An 18,244-nucleotide genomic window follows, 5' to 3' on the forward strand; every position below is an offset into this window, starting at 1 on the left:
CGCTACAGATTCGTCAATACAGCGTGACGTTATTTTAACGTCGCTACGCATTGGATGCTAGCGGTCTGCATCACGGCTGTTCATACGAAGCTTAAGCCGCTGAGACGGCCGAAACACGACCGCTCGGCGAGGTTCAATTGAAATCGGTGTCCCATCTTTCAGGTTCCGCGCGGAAATCCGGCGACCTGTTCGGATGTACAGGACGCCAAAATTCACCAGGCGGACCTCTTCTCCGGCTTTTAGTGAACTTGCAATTTCGTTGAGAATTTGACCTATCAGATGCCTGCTCTCAGACGGATACAAGTTTGCCTTTCTGGAGACCGTATTTGCGATCGTTGCACGCGTAGCTACCAACGGATTGTGCCTCTTCATGTTTTCGTGAGTTGACGCTTTGGGAAGACGTCAGATCAAGCAAATAATAGCCGACAGAGCGGTGCCAGATAAAAGAAAAGAGTCGAGAACAATGAGAAGCTCCGCTTTTGCGGAGCTTCTCCTAAGTCTGGCTTAGCCCCGCAGGCGCGATATCAGATATGCGACGAGCACAGTGTTGCCGGGCGTGCATGCTGCATGGCGGAAGTTACCATTATCAGTCGGAAGCGCTGGTGTTCCGTCTGAATTCTGTCCGTCGATTTTCCTTTTGAGGTCGCCCGCGATCTCGCAGGGCACTGCGGACAGCGTTAGCCACTTTCCACCGATACTACCGGCTGGGTTCGTCCCGGGGGGAACCGTCCATGTGCCATCGATCCGGCCGTCTCGCAGGGCGAACTGGCCATAGCCTGCAGGGTGCAGGTTCGTGGCGATGGTCACGTAAGGTCCGTTCCAGTTGAGGGTATTGTTCGCATTTCGATAAAGGTTCTTGAAGCCCATCGCACCGGCGCCGCCGTCGGTACCCGGTGTAGCCGTGGAATCCTGCGTAACGTCCACACCCGTGTCGAATACGAAGTTTATGTAGCCTTTGGCGATGTTATCGAACTCGGTCAGCACACCGGTTACCCGTGTATCTCGCACCGCAGAAAATACCGCCGTACCGGCGATCGCTGAAAGGCCGCCGAAAATTGCAAGCGCGACTCGGGCATCTAGACCGAACATTGCGCCGCGTTGGCTGTTGATGACGCGTCGATTTATTGAAGACATAAAATGTCCCATGTGAGTAATCCCCGTAGTTTATGGTTTGAAATATTATGACTGCATGCGCAAAATAAAAACTGACAGGGATGGGGGCAAAATTTGAAATCAGTTATTACAATATGTGTGGCGATGATGCTTGCAGGATGCTGGCCTGCCACCAAGACATTGTCGGCAAAGCGCATTTCAGATATTTTTGTGCGAGAATACAAGACATGCCGGAACATATCGGATGCGAGAACCAACGACGCGTTCATGGAGTGCGCATATTCCCGCACTCGAAAGGTACTCGCTGCCCTAGGCCATAGCGACGAAAGATGTTTGATCGATATCGCCGCAGCTTGGAGCAAACTTGCCGAGGATGTGGCAGCACGGAAGATTGACCCGGGCCAGGCCGATCGGAGGTACAAGGCTGCGGTAGAACTCCTGAGCGCAGTCTGTGACGGAAATTACATGGCGGGTAGAAACGAATAAGGGGGGCGTTTGCCCCCCTTAACGTCTCAGCTGCACCGACTATTGGAGCAGACGCAGCAGCAGGGCCGGCTGCTGGTTCGCCTGAGCCAGCATCGAGACGCCAGCCTGCACGAGGACCTGCTGACTGGTGAAGCGCGTCATTTCTTCAGCCACATCCGTGTCCTGAAGTGTAGAGCGCGCAGCTTCCATGTTCTCGATCTGAATGCCGACATTCGCATTAGCGAAGTCCAGACGGCTCATCAGGGCACCCAGGTTTGCCCGATTGCTGTTGATCCGCGATTGCGCAGTCTCGATCGCGGTCACAGCTGCATCAGCGTTGACGCGCGTGGTGACGCTCGTTGCGTCGATGCCAAGTTGACCTGCGGTCGAGCCATTGATGTTCGCGGTGATGGTGTCGGTCGCAGCAACGCCCACCTTGAATACCAGCTGCGTGCCTTGCTGGCCTGCCGCGGCATTCTGGATGGTGACTTCGTTGTTTGCGTTGATCGCGGCTGTGTCGTCGAAATCAGCCGACAGTCGGATCGTAACGCCGACGTCCGCGAAGTTCAGGTCGACAGTCTGGCCATCGGGGATGGCGCCACCAAAGTCATCGAGATCGAGCGACTGAGCGACGAGGGCGTTGCCGCCTGCGCCGTCAAGTGCCGTGACTGTGAACACGTTCGTGTTCTCGTCGAAGGCGATGGTGACAGCTTCACCGTCGGCGCGCTTATTGGCGTCGAAGGTCAGCGCCACGAAGCCGTCAGCGGCTTCAACGTTGGTACCAATCGCGTTCGTCTCCAGGCTCGCGCCGACGCCGGTCGTGCCGGACAGCAGCTCAATCCCGTTATACTCAGTCGCGTTTGCGATCCGCGTAACTTCGTTCACCAGGTTGCTGTACTCAGTGTTGATGAAACCGCGTTCGGTGTTCGAGATCTGATCCGACTGAGCCGTTGACGCCAGCGTCTGCATCCGACCGAGAATGTCACCGATCTGACCCAAGCCGCCATCAGCAATCTGGAGCATCGACGCTGCCTGCGAGATGTTTGCAGACGCAGCCCGCAAGGAAGCGATATCGAGTTTCAAGCCACTTGCGACTGTCAGCGACGCGGCGTCGTCCTTTGCCGATGATATCCGGGAGCCCGACGATAATTTCATCAACGAGCTTTGGGATTTCATCGCTGAAGCGTTCAGATTTCGCTGTGCAGACATCGCTGTGATGTTGGTGTTGATAGTAAGAGACATACTTATACCCTTTTACCTAAGGTTATTTGTTTCGGCATACATGCCGTTGCTCATTTATTATGAGCGATTATGATATAATATAAATTCGAGCACTAAGAAAAACTGACAGAAAAACTGACATCATGTTGAGGCTGAAACGAAAAATTGGACAATGTGTCTGGATAAACAAAGATGTGTACATCGAAGTTGTTGACATAAAGGGCGGTGTCGCTGAGTTAGGAATTGTGTTTCCTCGTGAATACGAGGTTCTCCGAGGCGAGCTGGTAGATAAGCCTGCTCCTAAGGACGCGGCTGAGCCGCGGGCAAGGAGACCTTTGAAGACAGTGCTTATCGGTGCGTTAACGATGATGGCAGTCTTGGTCTGTGACAACGCGTTCGCCGAAGAACAATACTATCAGTTGCAGAACAAAACGTTGATCTGTGCAACGCCCGAAGAGTATCGCGAAATTTTCTCTCGCCTTGCGGAATCGCATGTAGATTTAAAATCGTCTTCCGATGCCCTCGAAGGGACGCGTTGCGACTGGATTGATCAAGGGCGGACCCTGCGCATCAATGAGATCGAACAGAAATTCTTTCTCGCCCATGTTTCAATAATCGACCAGGAAGCTGATGGCACCCGCCAGCAAGGCTGGGTTGGTTTGAGCGAATTCAAATAGACAGCAAATGAATAATAAAAAGGCTGCTTCTCTTGGCGATAGTGAGAAGCAGCCTGCGAGCGTTGGCGCATTTGTGCTTTCCAGCAAAAGTAGCTCGCCATATATATTTGATTAGCGATAGAAATTAGTCAAACAAAAGATGAATATTGCATCATCTCTGTGGTAGCATTATTGCATATGCTGTCGATCTAGGAAGGAGCGACGGGATATATCCTCAAGTGGAGCCAGGAGCAGCATCTTGGCTCCACAATACAGGGATTTTTATAATACGAAGTAATGGCAGAGGCTCATAGAATGGGATTGACCAAATATCGAGCCCGCATTGTTAACAATTGGGTCCGCCTTCTTCTTTCGTCAGGCGAACCCAATGTGACCGAGTTTGCTGACAGTTGGGCCGACGGTCACACAGTTGAAATCGAAGCCGTAGAACCCGACTCTGCCTTGCTTGCGCTTTCTCTCTGCTATCCCCGCGAAGTCGGCTTCAAGGTCATCTCTATGCAGACCATCGGGGACGATACTCTGCTCAGGGACTGGACGCCGCCTCTTGAGGCGTCTCCCAACTGAGTTCGCCCTGAAAAACTCCCGGAACCCTTGTCGTTCGGGGATTCCCATCGGGTTTGAAGTATTGGAGAATGCCAGAAATCGATCCCGACCCCGTTGATTTCTGGTGTTTTTGCCATGCGCCCATCCCGCCCCTCATCCGGCAAGAAAGATCTCTTTCGCGAGCGTCTCGACGCGATCATCAATGCCCGCCATCCGCTGGCGCGATTGTCGGAGGTGATGACGTGGTCACGGTTCGATGAAGCCTTTGGCGGCTTTTACCGCCCGGTCGGTAGGCCGGCCAAGCCGACGCGACTGATGGTGGGTCTGCACTACCTCAAGCACGTCCACGACCTTTCGGACGAGGAAGTGGTCGATCGATGGGTGGAGAATCCGTATTGGCAATTCTTCTGCGGCTTCGAGTTCTTCCAGCACGAGGCGCCGATCGACGCCAGCACGATGACGCGCTGGCGCAAGCGGATCGGGCCGGAGGGGCTCGAGCAGATGCTGAAGGCGAGTGTTGACGTTGCGCTCGACACCGGGGTCGCCACGGCCAGTTCGCTGGAGAGGATCACCGTCGACACTACGGTGCAGCCGAAGGCGATCGCTCATCCAACCGACAGTCGGCTTTACCTGAAGGCGATCCAGATCCTCGTCCGCCAGGCGAAGCGGCATGGGATCGTGCTCCGGCAAAGCCACACCCGGCTGGCCAAGGCCGCGGCGGTGCGGGCGGGTCGCTATGCCCATGCCCGGCAATTCCGCCGGATGCGCCGCGAGTTGAAGAAACTGCGCACCTATCTCGGCCGGGTGTTCCGCGACATCGGCCGCAAGATCGCCGGTAATGCCGAACTCGAGGCCAGGTTCGCCCGACTGCTCGGGCTCGTCGAGCGGCTGCTCACCCAGAAACCGAAAGACAGCAACAAGCTCTATTCGCTGCATGCGCCCGAGGTGGTCTGCATCTCGAAAGGCAAGGCACGCACCCCTTACGAGTTCGGCTGCAAGGTGGGGATTGCAACCACCAACCGGGAAGGCCTCGTGCTGGCCGCCAAGTCCTTTGAGGGCAATCCGTATGATGGCCACACGCTGGCGGCGACCGTCGACCAGGCCGTGGACATCGGCGGCGTCGACCCAGAGCGCATCTACGTCGACAAAGGCTATCGCGGCCACGACTATGCCGGCGCGGGCTCGGTGATGATCGCCGGCAGCAAGCGCGGCCTGACCGCCACGATGAAACGGGAACTCAAGCGACGATCGGCCATCGAGGCAACCATCGGGCACATGAAGACCGATGGGCGACTGGACCGCAACTTCCTCCTCGGCCATGCTGGCGACGCCATCAATGCGCTGCTCGTGGCCGCCGCTCACAATCTGCGCCTGATCCTGGCCGTCCTGGCGCTTTGGCTTGCCTCGTTCCTGCAGGCGCTCCTGCCGACAACGGCGAAACCGGATACTGCCTCCCGTCTTCGCAGGCCACATATGTCAACGGCTTAGCCATTGTTCAGGGCGGACAACTGAGTTTGGTCGCTTTTTCTGAAGATTAGAAACTTCGGAGCATCGGATCTGCTGAACTTTCTTTTTACATCGAGTGCTCGCGAAGGGCGCGACCCCCACAGTTCGCAAGGCACCCGCAAATTAACAACGCAAATATGGATTGTATACCTTACGGGCCGCAGATGGAGCTTCACATGCCTCGTTGCCGCAGGCGATGGCAAAGATGCGTCCGCCGTCGAATGCGGCTTGCGGCAGCATTGTGCCGACATCGGCAATGATGGCTAACGGCGCAGCCGAAGGCTATGAACATGTCAACGAAGCACAGAATCCCAGCGTAGTGGTACTCGGCGCAATAGAACAGAAAATAGAAAGCGACGAGCATCAGCACACAGACGGCCATGTCTGACAGTGCGGCTTGCCCCGGAACCAACACAGGAGCGACGCGAGCGCAATCGCCGCAATCAGGGGGAAAGTGACAGCGAGCGTGTTCGGGGCGTAGAACCGATCGCGCATGGACATACAATCCGCATTGCTGCGGTAACCTCCCACAGCAGGGGTTGATGAAAATCCAGACGATTGCCGTGTGATCGACCCAATGGGCGATTAACCACAATAGGAAAAGGTAAGCCCAAGAAAGGTGCGTGGTTCGATCTTCTCTTACTTGTGGTCTATGACGCCGGTGATCGGCTGACATCCATTACGGGGCATGGCTATCCCTATTTCCAACTGTGCTGAGCTGATGCGCACTCGTCAGCCGCAGCGCCGAGGCGACGAAGTGTCACCAGTCTCCGAAGTCGTCGTCGCCGCCGGAGCAGTAAATTCCCCCGCAACTCGCTCGACAGACGCCGTTGCAGCACACCTGGCAGGAGGTGAAGCCCGAGGTGGAACCGGATAATTCTGATGCCCATTTTCCGACCTTTCGGATGTAAACATCTTGGGCGTTTACATTATTGCCGACAACGGCATCGTTGTTTTCAAGATTGAGGTAGAGCGGCCATTGGCCGTTCGTTTGGCACCAGCTGGTACTTCCCGTTCCGCACCCGCGCAGGAAGTACATGAGGTTCGAGTTTACGTGGACCATGCCGGATCTATTATTCGAGTCAGCAAGGAAGAGAGTGGGTGATTGGTTGCGAATTGTGATCTGTCCTGCCGTTTCTCCGCCTGCACCAAGGTTGTCGCCACTATCGGCGACGCAGGACCAAGCGCTACCGTTCCATTGCAGCTTCTGCGCTGTCCCGCAAGCGGGTGGGACTGGAACGTCGCAGTGCACGCGAGCGCCATCAGTTCGACACCAGCGGCCGTTTGTCAGTGTGCCGATCTTCGGGTCAACCTCCGTTGCAGCGGTAGCGCCGACATTATCGAATACGCAGGCCCAGGCCGTGCCCGTCCATTGCAGTTTCTGAGCGCTGGTACAGGTGGGAATGCTGCCCACGTTGCCACTGCCAACATAAAGCTGATTGGCCGTCACGCGGGCGTTCACTTGCATATTGCTGCTGAAGGTAGATGTGCCTCCGACCGTCAAGTTTCTGGAAGCTGTGATATCGCCGTTGCGTGACATGGTCGCATTCAGCTGGCCGTTTTGACCAGCGGCAATCGTTCCATTCGCATAAAGATCCCAAGTATGAATCCCGAGGCCCCAACCCGTCGGCCAGGCAGAAAGGGATTCTGGATTGACACGCAAGCTCGGAAATACCCCTTGTCCCGTAAATGTAGCTGTTCCGTTGGTTGGATTCAGATTTAAATGAGGAATACAGTCATTTGTGTCCTTATTGGGATGCGTAGGTGCGTAAATTTTTCCAGCGGCAGTACACGCATTCATCCGCTCGTTCTCGCCCTGAAGGGTCGTCACTTGTGCACTCTGCTTGGCACCCTCTGCGCCGCCTCTCGATGATGTTGAAAAGAATTTGCTTTGTGCGCCGACGCTTATTGCTGTAAAAGATAGAATCGCTGTTGCAATGATTATAGAGCCGCATTTCATAGTTGGATCCCCTTTAGTATTCCTCTTTTTTATGCAACATGATGATAGTTCAATTGGCGATTTGGCTGACGCGTGGTCAGCAACATTACCTGGAAAAAAACTATCTACTCGTGATGAGAGCGGTTTGCGCATTTGATTATAATTACACATCTTTCTTTTGGTCTACCAATTATTTACTCACAAGTAGGATCTGGACGCGTCCAGAGCCCACTTGTGCAGGAAACTCCCTAGCGTAAGTGACCGTTTGAGAATGCGCGGCGGGGGTGTTCAAATCGGGGCTTCCGTGATTCACGGTGGCGATGTGGACGAAGCAAACCCGAGGCCGGATGGCCAAGATCGAACGGCGCACGAAGCGCTACCCGAGCGACCTGACCGACGCGGAGTGGGAGCGGATCGCGCCGCTCCTTCCGAACGTCGCGCGTCGCGGGCGCAAGCCGAGCGTCGACCGGCGCGAGATCCTCAACGCCATCCGCTACATGGCGCGCTCCGGCGGCGGTTGGCGGATGCTGCCGAAGGACTTTCCGCCTTGGCAGACCGTCTATTGGTGGTTCCGGCGTTTCGTGCGGCTGATGCTTTTCCGCACCATCCATGACGTGGCGCTGATGCTCGATCGTGAGCGCGCCGGACGCGCGGCGAGCCCGGAGGGCGGCGTGCTCGACAGCCAGACGGTGAAGGCTCCCGCAGCCAAGGAGCGCGGCTTCGATGGCGGCAAGAAGATGGTGGGCCGAAAACGCCACATCGCAGTCGACACCGACGGGCGGCTTCTGATGATCAACCTGACCACGGCGGACATCTCCGACAGCGCCGGCGCTCAAGCGATACTCGCGGCTGTGCGCAAGCGCTGGCCCTGGCTCAAGCACCTGTTCGCCGACGGCGGCTACGACCGCACGCAACTCATGGACAAGGCGGCCTTCCTCGACTTCGTCGTCGAGATCGTGCGCAAGATGGAGAACCAGAAGGGCTTCGAGGTCCTGCCGAGGCGATGGGTCGTCGAGCGGACCTTCGCCTGGATGACACGATGGCGGCGCCTCGTCCGCGACTACGAGCAGCGCATCGACGTCTCCGAGGCCATGATCCACGTCGCCATGGGAAGCCTCCTCCTACGCCGCATCAGCCATTGAGAACATTCTCAAACGGACTCTAAGTCCAGCCAGCGCACTATGCGAACGCGCCTCGTTATAGTCGCGCCGCCAGTTCTCGATGATCCCGCGCGCATCCTGAAACCCCAGCATCCAGTTCTGATTCAGGCTATCGTCACGAAATTTCCGTTGAAGCTTTCGATGTAGGGATTCTCCACCGGTTTACCCGGTCGGATGAAATCCAGCTTCACGACACGCCGACACGTCCATTCGTCGAGCGCCTTGCTCGCAAATTTGGGCCCGTTGTCCACCCTCAAAACCTCCGGCTTGCGAGCGTGCGCAAGCATCTAGTCGAGCGCGCCCATCACCCGCAATGACGGCAGAAAGGTATCCACCTCAATTGCCATGCACTCCCGTGTGTAATTGTCCACAAGCGTCAGACACCTCCGGCGCCGACCCTTCGACAGAGCGTAGGCGACGAAGTCCATTGCCCAGACGACGTCCGGCCTCTTCGCTTCTTGCACCATGCGTGTCACGGCCGCGCAATTCCGTCGCCGATTGCGCTGGCGCACGGCCAGCTCTTCTTCGCGGTAGAGCCGTTGAACACGTTTGTGATTGACCATCACCCCCTGCCGCTTGGGCATCATGTACAGAAGGCGATAACCGAAACGAGGGCGTGCGCAACTTCTGACGCAGGGCACCGTCAGGGTGATTTCGTTTGTATTGATGTGTCGTCCGATTCAGGCCGACAAGCGCCGACGCGCGCCGCTCGCTAAAGTTTGCAGTTTCCATCAGCAGCGACCGCCTGGCGGCGCGCCGTCGGCGTCACCACTTTTTTAAACCACTTCCTTCAGTCCGGCATTATCCAGCATCGTATCGGCCAGAAGCCGCTTGAGTCGGCTCTTTTCCTGCTCAAGCGCACGCAGTCGCTTCAGATCGCTCGCCAACATCCCCGACTACTTGGCTTTCTAGTGCAAATACGTCGGCTTGGACGTGCCGTGCCGACAGCTCACCCAGCTTTCGACCTCTTGCGAAACCTTGACGATCTGCTCTTCCATAAGTCTTTTCGCCTTCATGTCTCTTTGCGCCTTCGATTCCATTATCGGAGCGCAATACTCTCATTTAAACTGGCCCAGTTTTCGGGGCGCAGGTCAAATAATCTCCACGATAGATCAGCATTGAGTCGATGCAGAAGTAAATCTTCTTCATATTTGTCTTGTAGCAATCGCAGATGGAATGATCTCCATGGGCGACCCCTGGGCAAAACGCATCACCCACGTCGACCGCAAGACAAGGCCCTTCACCCTTGACGCGCATGTCGTCAAGAAAATCGAAGCGCTGCTGTCGCGGCATAACGGTGTTCGCCTCCTTGTCAAAGATCGGAGGTATAAGCGCCGCAAGTAAAAATGAAATTGAAAGCATTCGGTTTTTATATTGTTGTTATTTCATAATGGGCGTTAATAGAGATTATATCATATCGTCGTATTTTGATTTTGTAGAAAAATTTCATGTGCGGGGAATAGGCTTTCCCATGGCCTCAATCCACGTTTCTTCGGCGCACCCCTTTCCAGCGGAGTTTCATCTCGCAACGCCCCGTCAGAAGTAGGTTTTCTGCTTCGCGACATAAGAACGCGTAACCGAACCATCTTTCTTTCCGCTTCCTCGTCTCGGACCACCTCCGGTGCTCCTTCGACGCCCTCGGTTACATCAACCCAACTTCACCAATAGGGACCCCGACCTGGTCGGGTGATGAACCATGATTGGAAATGCCAGCTACGCTGACGTCATCCTGATCAACCAGTGGTCGACGCGTCCGCAGATCGCCGCCATCGTCAGAGCCGAGCATTCATGGAACCCCCATGATGTCATCGTTCGGCCCGGACTGATGAATGCGCTGATATTTCTGTGCCGAGATGTCGGCGTCGAGGAACACCTTGCCCCGTTCCGAGACCATGTCGTCCGGCGCGCGAATGCACTCGCCCATGATCTGAAAGGGAAGGGTCCCCGCTACGCGGAGGCCCTCGCGTCAGCCAACTGCGCCCTCAAAGTGTCGCGCAGTTCTGTCCCCGGCCGTCTCACTCTCGTTTCGGCCGTCCAGAGCTTCCGCGAAGCTGTCGTCGCCGCAGGCGTACAGGGGGTGAAAGACGCCCTCGGAGAAAGTGCGCACTGGCCTTGTCTCGACGCGACACTCGAAAAGCTGGAGGACCTTCAGCTTGCGCGCGTTCTCTACGAAACCCTCCAAGCGAACCGTTTCATCTAACGGGGAAAGTCGCCCACTTGGGCGACTTTTTTGTTGGCATACTCCCTATTCTTTTCACTGCATCGATGCGGACGGCCCGTTGGGCCGGAGATGATCCTGTGATCGCGCCTGGGCGCGATACCCTCTGTTTCCAGCTTGTGCCGACTGCACCGGCCAAGCCGACATCGGGCAGGATGCTCACCACGCGCACATCCCAAGGTCGCCGTCCGGCCTGCCCGCTCCATTCGGGCGGCTGACGCCGCCCTCCCGTGTTGGCCGGATGCCCCCTGCGGGGCGGCTCCCCCGGGAGCCCGGCGCAGTCGGCGCGACGCCGCCAGAGCGACTGCTGCCCTCATGGTCACTGGTTCTCCTGTCGTCGCTCGCCGCTGGGCAGAGGGTAATGCGCGGGGCGTGGGTGTCCTTCGCAGACCCGAACAACTCGACGGAGGACATGACGACATGAACCGATTTCCCCAACTCAAACGGCTGGAGCGCGCCGAGAACCATTTGCAGGGTGTCGGCGCCTTGGCCGGTGGCCATGGCGTGGAAGCGCTGTGGTTCGATGAAACCCGGCGCATCGACCCGCGCGCGGTGCCCGATGCGCTCTATGTGAACATGGGCGACAGCTATGCGCCGACCATCGTCTATGACGTCGCCAGCGGCGAGTATCTGTTCACCAGCTGGGGCGATGTGGTGGAGGCGGCAGACGCCGCCCGCGAGGCCGAAGCGGCAAGCGCCGCCGAGGCCGCAACGGTGGAGGGCTGACCCATGGCCAGCCTCACCAACATCACCCCCGAACACCGCGCCGCCTTCGAGGCGCTGACCAGCGGCGAATATGCCAACTTCGCCCTATTCTCCTGCTTTGCGGACGGCCAGCCCGCCGCCGCTATCTGCGCGGTGAACGAGCAGGGGGGCGCATATACCATCCGCCCGCTGTTCGTGTCGGTGACCGACACGATGCGCCTGACCGACCATGATGGACGGGAGGCCGCGCAATGATGCCGCTTCTCACGGATTGCCAGCGTGCGCGCATGCTGGCCAACGGTCGCGCCAATGCCGAACGTATCGCCGAGGACGGCAACACGCAGGACTTCTGGCCGGTGGTGAAGCTGTTCTGCCCGTGGGGTGCAGCGACGTGGCTCCTGACGGAGATCGACCCCGAGGACGAGGATATGGCCTTCGGCCTTTGCGACCTTGGTTTCGGATGCCCCGAATTGGGCAGCGTTCGCCTGTCGGAGCTTGCCGCCATCCGTGGTCCCGCTGGGCTGACCATCGAGCGCGACCTCCACTTCAAGCCGACCAAGAGCCTAACGGCCTATGCCGCCGAGGCGAACGAACACGGGCGCATCAGCGCCTGACAACCCGCGCCCGCGTCACGGCGCGGGCGCTCACCCAATCGAAAGGAAACAAACCCATGACCATCGAAACCATCACCTTCTCCAAACTCGCCCTTGCCGAGGGTGCCAATCCCCGCCGCAGCATGGACGCCGCCGCCATCGAGGGGCTTGCCGCCTCGATCAAGGCGGACGGCCTGTTGCAAAACCTTGTCGTGCGCGAGGACGGGCGGAAGTTCCGCATCGTCTCGGGCGAACGGCGCTGGCGCGCGCTTGCCCTGCTGGTGGAGCGTGGCGACATCGGGAAGGACTATCCCGTGCCCGTCGAGGTGCGCGCCGATCTGACCGAGGCCGACGCTTTGCGTCTGGCCACCGTCGAGAACATCCAGCGCGAGCAGCTGCCGCCAATGGACGAGGCCGAAGCCTTCGCCCTTCTGTTGGGGCAGGGCGCGAGCCTCGAAGACGTGGCCGCGAAAGCGGGCGTGTCGGTCTTGACCGTCAAGCGCCGCGTGGCGCTGGCGAGCCTCACCGATGAGGTGAAGGCGCGGGTGCGGGAGGGAGAGATCACCCTCGCCGCCGCCGAGGCGCTGACGCTGGGCAGTGCCGAGCAGCAGCGCGCCGTCATCGAGCGGCTGGACAGCGGTTATCGCTACGATGCCGACGACATCCGCGACTGGCTGACGGGCGAGAAGCCCGCCCTGTCGCTCGCGATCTTTCCGTTGGAACGCTATGAAGGCACGACCACGTCCGACCTGTTCGCGGACGAGGACGCGACCATCTTCGACGATGCCGAGCAGTTCCTTCGGCTCCAGACCGAGGCCGTGGAGGCGCTGGTCGCGCATCACCGCGAGGCGGGTGCCGCCTTCGTGGACATCCTGACCGAGAATTACGCCGCGTGGTGGCAGTATCGGGAGGCCGACGCCGAAGCGGGCGAGACGGGCGGAGTGGTAATCCACTTCAAGCCGTCAGGCCGTGTCGAGGTGCGGGAAGGGCTGACGCGCCGCGAGGTGCGCCCGAGCGTGGCAGAGGACACCGCCGATCATCCTGCCTCGCCGAAAGAGAAGCCCGAATATACGGGCGCGGTCATCCGCATGGTCGCCGCCCACAAGTCGCTCGCCGTCATGGCAGGGCTTCTGGCCAACCCCCGCGCGGCGCGGGAGGTGGCCGTGGTGACGATGCTGAATGCCTGTGACTTCACGGCGCGGGCGCGGCTGGATGCCCATCCCGCGCTGGGATATTTCGCGGGCGAGGATGCCCAGCCCGACACCTACGCCAAGGTGGAAGGCGCGGCGCAGGCGGTGATGGAGGCGCTCGACATTGCCGCTACGCTCACCAGCCGATATCCCGCGCCCGACCGTGGGGCATGGGAGACGCTCTTGCGCCCCCAGAAGGAGCCGCTGGCGCTCTACGAGGCCGTGGCCGCCCTCGATGATGCCGCGCTCGATGCGCTGCATCTTCTGTTGACCACGCTGACCTTCGGTCAGGGGAACATGGACGCGCTCGATGATGGGGCGAGCCTGTTCAATCGTGTGGCCAGCGATCTCGGGGTGTCGATGCGGGATCATTGGTGCCCCGACGAGGCGTTCCTCTCGCGCCGCCGCAAGGATCAGCTGGAGGCCATCGCCAAGGAGACAGGCGCGGTGAGCCGCCTCGGGGCGCTCAAGGACTACAACAAGACGCAACTTGCCGCTGCCCTTGCCCGTCACTTCGAGCGCAGCGCCGCCGATGACAAGCTGATCGCCGCCGACCTCAAGGCGCGCGCGAATGCTTGGCTTCCCGAGGCCATGCGCTTCGGTGCCGCCGTGGTGGAAGACGGCCAGCCCTGTCAGCGTGACGGGATGGCCGAGGACGAGAACGAGACAGGCGACGGTGCTCCCACGCCCGCCGTCGCCGAGGACGTTCAGCCCGCCCACGCGGCCTGATCCGTCCCGCGAAGCCCGCCCGTCATGGGCGGGCTTCGTTCTTTCCTCAATCTCGATCCTTCGTTCGACAGGTGCCTCATGTCCATTATCGTCACAATCGCGCTCATCATCTTCGCAGCCTTCGTCAGCACAAGCACCAGCAGTGCCGACGCCTTCATCGCGGTGCTCTTCGTCGGTCCGTTCGCAGCCGTGGGGCTGTATTTCATCCTGCTCATTGCAGGTTGGATCGTGAGGGCGATCCGAAGCGGGTCGGAGCCGCGCTGACCTAAGATCCCGCTCGCCGCATTGAGAGACGGCGCGGCCATGAGCCGACCCACATCGCCGCCTCGCTCCCGTCAAGGGGCGGGGCGGTTTCTCGTTGGACAGGTGATGCGATTTGGCCGGAGGCCGTGACTTGGACGGAGGCCGATTGGCCGCGTGTCGGGTGAAGGGGCCGAGGTCGCCAGTGCGTCTTGCCCTCTGTTTGGCGCGGATCAGCCGCCCAACTGCGTCCTTTCCTCTCATGGCCACATCTGATCCCGTCGCCCGTCCCCGCAACGGCGCTCGGCCAGTTTCTTCCCCTGCGGCTTCGCCGCATTCCTCGCGGGCGCTGCGCTTCAAGAAACAGCCCGCCTGCCGTCTGCCGCTTCGCTTCGCCCTGCGGGTGCGGGTCCGTGCTTCGACGGTCTCCGTCATGGGCCATGGAAAGGTCGCGATGGGCGCGACCGCCAGAACCAAACAAAGGAGACTTTCATCATGGCAACCATCGGCACCTTCACCAAGACCGACAGCGGCTTCACCGGCACCATCCAGACCCTCGGCGTCAAAGCCACCAAGGTCGCGATCACCGGCGTCGAGAAAACCGCAGACGCCGCCCCCGACTTCCGCGTCAAGGCGGGCGCTGTCGAGATCGGCGCGGCCTGGCACCGCACCTCCAAGGGCGGCAACGAGTACATCTCGGTCAAGCTGGACGACCCGAGCTTCGCCGCCCCGATCTACGCCAACCTGGTCGAGCAGGACAAAGGCTTCGCCCTCATCTGGAGCCGCTGACCGCAGGCAGCGCCGCCCGCCCCACGGCGGGCGGCGCTGCCTCCCTCAATAGTTTGACGATTTAACGAATGGACGATTTCATCATGATCACTTTGACCGACATCCATATGCAACGCCTCCACGCCGAGGCCGCACGCATCGCCGAAGACGCCGACCGCCGCCTCGCCGCCGCCGAGGACAGCGACGACCCCGACGACTGGGATGCATGGAAGGAAGCCGACGGCATCGCGACCGGCTTCAAGCTCGCCCTTCAGGAGCTTGCCCGAGAAGCGAGCAATCCTGAGCCAACGCCGCCTGCACCCACAGTCAGCCACGACGACTGGCGCGACGCCTACCGTCCGATTCGCAACACCCTGCGCCCCGCCGCGCCCTTCGACGGGCTGATGTTCGAGACCTTCGGCCCCGAACTCGATGCCGTCGCCGCCGCCGACCCGGCCTGCGTCTGGACCATCGTCGATGGCGAGGACGACAGCCTGTGGCTTCTCTCCGGCTGCCACTTCGTCAACAGGCTTGGCTACTTCATCACCGAGCGCCCGTGGAACGGCATCGACCAACTGGAAGTCCGCCTCGACTGAGGCGGATATTTCGCACGTCTGCACTTCGGTCGGGCGCTACAGCGCCCGCGCCGATGGCAGAACCCGCACCACCTCTGCCAGCTCCTCCCGCCTTAGCAGCACGGGCATCGTCTGCGCCCCGTAGTGCCGCGCGAGGTGGAAACGGTGCATGCCGCCAGCGATGACAACCTCGCCGTTTAACGGGCGGATCAGCGGCGGCGTGACCGCCAGCCCCCGTGCCCAACGGTACGCGATGACGGCGGTCTTCTCCCAATAGCGTATGGACCACGGGTCTTTGTCGCGCCCGCTTCCGTGCTGGAGCGCACCGTGCAGTTCGCCCACCGTCACCTCGATCACCGTCAGGGCCGCACCATCGACGGTGTCCGGCCTCTCGCCATCGAACGCCAGGTAGAACCGTGCCGGGTCGAAATCCCAGACCGGCGTGAACGCAGCAGACCTGTTCGCGGCGTCCTTGGCCCACCTCTCGGCCTCGCGGCGCGTCGTCCATAACGCCACCTCGAACTCTTCGTCGAGCCGCCCGGCGTCAACGTCCATCGCCACCGTGGTTGGCAGCCCGCGCCCGATCAGGCGGTTCAGGTTCTCGACGTTGGTCATCCTCTGCATCCGATTCCGGCCGCGCTGAAGGCAGCAGCCCGTCCACCATAGCATCTCCCGGTCCGTTGCCCGCCCTTCGGAGAGTCCGCTTCCCTGGCGGACGACGTCTTGCCGTCCATGACCTGCCCGCGCCAGCGGGCGAGGCCGCCCGTGTTGGTCAGGACGGCGGCGGCTGATGCCGTCCGCCCTTTCGGTCGCGTCCATCAGGACGAGCAACCAAAGACCGAAAGGAGACCCTCATGGGACTGGATATGTACGCCTTCACCACCGCCGAGCCCGTCGCGGCCGCAGTGGACTTCACCACTGAGAACGCCACCGAACTCGCCTATTGGCGCAAACACCCCAACCTGCACGGCTGGATGGAACAGCTCTACCGTGCCAAGGGCGGCACCGACGCCGACTTCAACTGCGTGAATGTCGCGCTGACCGCTGAAGACCTCGACCAGCTGGAGCGGGACATTCGCCATCAGGCACTGCCGCACACCGAGGGGTTCTTCTTCGGAACCTCACGCCCCGACGAGACCGAGCTCGACCTCGCTTTCATCGCAAAAGCCCGTGCGGCCATCGCTGACGGGAAGACGGTGTTCTACACATCATGGTGGTAGTCACCGCTGAAACGGCAGAAGCCGCCCCGGCTCCAGGGGCGGCTTTGTCATGTTGCCAAGACGACGCGGTACGACTCGTTAATCAAGCGGCTTCGCGCAGCTTGCACCAACACAACAAGCAAGCCCGACCGCTGCAATAAGGCCCAAAAGGAGCCTGGCCGATTCATCTCCCGCCGCCATCGCACCTATCAGGCACGACAGTGCAATCATTCTGGCGACACTGATGAAACGTTGACGATGAGTAAGTGGGCGTTTGTCTTCCATCCGCATCATCTCACGTTATCCAAACTACGGCGCTGACGGCGAGACCAGCGACCAGCAGGATCAACGCTGTCAGCGCCATAATCTTGATCTTGCGCGCCCGTGCTCGTCGCTGCTGGTTGGCCAGACGAAAGAGCGTCAGATTTTCTTGTCCCCTCGTCAGGCAGTAGTCCTGCATCTGGGCTGCCCCCCGTGCTGGTCATGTGGCTTTCGAGTTTCGTGCTGTCTTATGGGGGTGCGCGCTAACCTACCTGCTGACATCGCTACAGCCAGTCTGTCGCTTCTTAGGTCTGCGGGGTGGGCTTGCCGTCCTTCCCGTTCACGCAACCATGCGGGCCTTCCTGACTGGGCAAACTGCCGTCGGCGGCGTCCGCCGCAACGGCGCTGCTCGACTTTCTTCCCCGGCGCCTATGGCGCCTTCCTCGCGGTCGCTGCGCTCCAAGAAAGTCGAGCGTCGCCGTCTACCGCTGCGCTTCGCCCTTCGGGTGCGTCTGGACGCCTCAGCCGACGCCTCACGTTGCCCATGGAAGGCCGCGGTTGCGGTCACAGCAACAGAAGGAGGCAAGCTATGGACACCCTGCACACCATCGACACCGACTACGAACTGACCTGGGACGAGTTCATCATTGAGGTCGAGGACCTGCACCTCATCGAGACTGGCGGGGACATCGACGCCGATGACTACGCCACGGTTCTTGCTGCATTCGAACGAGGCCTGAGCCCAATCGGGTGCGTGACGGGGATCATCGACGACCGCGATAGATGGCTCCGCGCGGCGTGACGCAACCTCGCTCTATTCACCCCGCTCGCGTAACCGCCAGCGGGGTAATTGGCGTTTGACCGAAACCCACACAGCGGCTGGATCGCGGCGCATTCGCGCCTGCTTCCCTGTCCGCTGGCGCGGCGCAGCCCCGTGCTGCGCTTGCGAGTTGCTGAGTGTTGTTGTCTGCTGTGCAGTGTTGGCCGTTGCGGTGTCGGGTTGATTCTGTTAATTTCCGTTTGTCCATCACTGGCGCTAGTAGCCTGTGATTCCTTCGTGAATTCCTTTTCTGCTTCTGCCCGACCCCATAAGTGGGTACGCAAGCGTGTGCCACAGGGGGGAGGCAAGATGGATGTTGTGT

23 protein-coding genes and 1 pseudogene are annotated in these 18,244 nt (G+C 59.9%); 16 read left to right on the top strand and 8 right to left on the bottom strand.

Features of this window, described 5'->3' with window-relative positions; genetic code table 11:
* Positions 1-57: 57 nt before the first annotated feature.
* The 3 genes from SL003B_RS24090 to SL003B_RS02475 form a co-directional block, all read right to left on the bottom strand.
* On the bottom strand, positions 58-372 hold the full coding sequence (locus tag SL003B_RS24090) for an HU family DNA-binding protein (protein WP_083812026.1): 315 nt from the start codon (positions 370-372) through the stop codon (positions 58-60).
* Between the two features lie 132 nt (positions 373-504).
* Positions 505-1,146: a hypothetical protein gene (locus SL003B_RS23185; protein ID WP_148259233.1), complete on the bottom strand. Its 642-nt coding sequence runs from the start codon at positions 1,144-1,146 to the stop codon at positions 505-507.
* A 492-nt stretch (positions 1,147-1,638) separates the two neighbouring features.
* On the bottom strand, positions 1,639-2,820 hold the full coding sequence (locus SL003B_RS02475) for a flagellin N-terminal helical domain-containing protein (protein ID WP_083812027.1): 1,182 nt from the start codon (positions 2,818-2,820) through the stop codon (positions 1,639-1,641).
* Positions 2,821-2,942: 122 nt separating this feature from the next.
* Between SL003B_RS02475 and SL003B_RS22590 the strand changes: the two genes are divergently transcribed.
* The 4 genes from SL003B_RS22590 (at position 2,943) to SL003B_RS23190 (ending at position 5,913) form a co-directional block, all read left to right on the top strand.
* Positions 2,943-3,476 carry a carbon storage regulator gene (locus SL003B_RS22590; RefSeq protein WP_083812028.1) on the top strand — a complete coding sequence of 178 codons (534 nt, stop codon included), beginning with the start codon at positions 2,943-2,945 and terminating at the stop codon, positions 3,474-3,476.
* A gap of 294 nt (positions 3,477-3,770) precedes the next feature.
* Positions 3,771-4,040, top strand: a complete 270-nt coding sequence (locus SL003B_RS02490; protein ID WP_148259234.1) for a hypothetical protein — start codon at positions 3,771-3,773, stop codon at positions 4,038-4,040.
* 114 nt (positions 4,041-4,154) lie between these two features.
* Entirely contained in the window at positions 4,155-5,507 is a 1,353-nt protein-coding gene (locus tag SL003B_RS02495; protein WP_013651251.1) for an IS5 family transposase, read from the top strand.
* 214 nt (positions 5,508-5,721) lie between these two features.
* A complete protein-coding gene (locus SL003B_RS23190; RefSeq protein ID WP_148259235.1) occupies positions 5,722-5,913 on the top strand; it encodes a hypothetical protein in 192 nt (63 codons plus the stop codon).
* A gap of 372 nt (positions 5,914-6,285) precedes the next feature.
* Here the strand turns inward: SL003B_RS23190 and SL003B_RS23195 are convergent, their stop codons facing one another.
* On the bottom strand, positions 6,286-7,356 hold the full coding sequence (locus tag SL003B_RS23195; protein ID WP_148259236.1) for a hypothetical protein: 1,071 nt from the start codon (positions 7,354-7,356) through the stop codon (positions 6,286-6,288).
* Positions 7,357-7,784: 428 nt separating this feature from the next.
* Between SL003B_RS23195 and SL003B_RS02500 the strand changes: the two genes are divergently transcribed.
* Complete coding sequence (locus SL003B_RS02500) at positions 7,785-8,606, top strand: IS5 family transposase (RefSeq protein ID WP_083812029.1); 822 nt, start codon at positions 7,785-7,787, stop codon at positions 8,604-8,606.
* Here SL003B_RS02500 and SL003B_RS24155 read toward each other — a convergent pair.
* Both SL003B_RS24155 and SL003B_RS23070 read right to left on the bottom strand, forming a co-directional pair.
* Positions 8,586-8,756: pseudogene (locus tag SL003B_RS24155) on the bottom strand (integrase core domain-containing protein); the annotation flags it as partial. The gene SL003B_RS02500 and the pseudogene SL003B_RS24155 overlap by 21 nt on opposite strands.
* Positions 8,757-8,911: 155 nt before the next feature.
* Positions 8,912-9,265: an IS3 family transposase gene (locus tag SL003B_RS23070; RefSeq protein ID WP_277914616.1), complete on the bottom strand. Its 354-nt coding sequence runs from the start codon at positions 9,263-9,265 to the stop codon at positions 8,912-8,914.
* A 544-nt stretch (positions 9,266-9,809) separates the two neighbouring features.
* Between SL003B_RS23070 and SL003B_RS23495 the strand changes: the two genes are divergently transcribed.
* The 9 genes from SL003B_RS23495 (at position 9,810) to SL003B_RS02550 (ending at position 15,663) form a co-directional block, all read left to right on the top strand.
* Positions 9,810-9,968 (top strand): hypothetical protein, encoded by a 159-nt coding sequence (locus SL003B_RS23495; protein ID WP_158306620.1) that lies wholly within the window; start codon positions 9,810-9,812, stop codon positions 9,966-9,968.
* 352 nt (positions 9,969-10,320) lie between these two features.
* The gene (locus SL003B_RS23200; protein ID WP_148259237.1) at positions 10,321-10,824 is read left to right on the top strand and encodes a hypothetical protein; all 504 of its coding nucleotides are present in this window, start codon (positions 10,321-10,323) and stop codon (positions 10,822-10,824) included.
* 438 nt (positions 10,825-11,262) lie between these two features.
* The gene (locus SL003B_RS02520; RefSeq protein ID WP_013651254.1) at positions 11,263-11,568 is read left to right on the top strand and encodes a hypothetical protein; all 306 of its coding nucleotides are present in this window, start codon (positions 11,263-11,265) and stop codon (positions 11,566-11,568) included.
* 3 nt (positions 11,569-11,571) lie between these two features.
* Positions 11,572-11,802, top strand: coding sequence for a hypothetical protein (locus SL003B_RS02525; protein ID WP_013651255.1), 231 nt, complete (start codon positions 11,572-11,574; stop codon positions 11,800-11,802).
* Positions 11,799-12,161, top strand: coding sequence for a DUF2958 domain-containing protein (locus SL003B_RS02530; RefSeq protein WP_013651256.1), 363 nt, complete (start codon positions 11,799-11,801; stop codon positions 12,159-12,161). The genes SL003B_RS02525 and SL003B_RS02530 overlap by 4 nt, the downstream gene beginning before the upstream one ends.
* A gap of 56 nt (positions 12,162-12,217) precedes the next feature.
* Positions 12,218-14,059 (top strand): ParB/RepB/Spo0J family partition protein, encoded by a 1,842-nt coding sequence (locus SL003B_RS02535; RefSeq protein ID WP_013651257.1) that lies wholly within the window; start codon positions 12,218-12,220, stop codon positions 14,057-14,059.
* Positions 14,060-14,137: 78 nt separating this feature from the next.
* Positions 14,138-14,323 (top strand): hypothetical protein, encoded by a 186-nt coding sequence (locus tag SL003B_RS02540; protein WP_148259238.1) that lies wholly within the window; start codon positions 14,138-14,140, stop codon positions 14,321-14,323.
* Positions 14,324-14,794: 471 nt separating this feature from the next.
* On the top strand, positions 14,795-15,088 hold the full coding sequence (locus tag SL003B_RS02545; RefSeq protein ID WP_013651259.1) for a DUF736 domain-containing protein: 294 nt from the start codon (positions 14,795-14,797) through the stop codon (positions 15,086-15,088).
* 68 nt (positions 15,089-15,156) lie between these two features.
* A complete protein-coding gene (locus tag SL003B_RS02550) occupies positions 15,157-15,663 on the top strand; it encodes a hypothetical protein (protein ID WP_013651260.1) in 507 nt (168 codons plus the stop codon).
* 36 nt (positions 15,664-15,699) lie between these two features.
* On the opposite strand, the gene SL003B_RS02555 is transcribed toward SL003B_RS02550, so the two are convergent.
* A complete protein-coding gene (locus tag SL003B_RS02555) occupies positions 15,700-16,257 on the bottom strand; it encodes a hypothetical protein (RefSeq protein ID WP_013651261.1) in 558 nt (185 codons plus the stop codon).
* Between the two features lie 239 nt (positions 16,258-16,496).
* Between SL003B_RS02555 and SL003B_RS02560 the strand changes: the two genes are divergently transcribed.
* Positions 16,497-16,862 (top strand): hypothetical protein, encoded by a 366-nt coding sequence (locus tag SL003B_RS02560; RefSeq protein WP_013651262.1) that lies wholly within the window; start codon positions 16,497-16,499, stop codon positions 16,860-16,862.
* A gap of 274 nt (positions 16,863-17,136) precedes the next feature.
* On the opposite strand, the gene SL003B_RS23500 is transcribed toward SL003B_RS02560, so the two are convergent.
* The gene (locus tag SL003B_RS23500; protein ID WP_158306621.1) at positions 17,137-17,301 is read right to left on the bottom strand and encodes a hypothetical protein; all 165 of its coding nucleotides are present in this window, start codon (positions 17,299-17,301) and stop codon (positions 17,137-17,139) included.
* 390 nt (positions 17,302-17,691) lie between these two features.
* On the opposite strand from SL003B_RS23500, the gene SL003B_RS02565 reads away from it, so the two are divergent.
* Positions 17,692-17,904 carry a hypothetical protein gene (locus SL003B_RS02565; RefSeq protein ID WP_013651263.1) on the top strand — a complete coding sequence of 71 codons (213 nt, stop codon included), beginning with the start codon at positions 17,692-17,694 and terminating at the stop codon, positions 17,902-17,904.
* Positions 17,905-18,244 lie beyond the last annotated feature (340 nt).

The sequence above is a fragment of the Polymorphum gilvum SL003B-26A1 genome (assembly GCF_000192745.1).
In the GTDB taxonomy this organism is placed as follows: domain Bacteria; phylum Pseudomonadota; class Alphaproteobacteria; order Rhizobiales; family Stappiaceae; genus Polymorphum; species Polymorphum gilvum.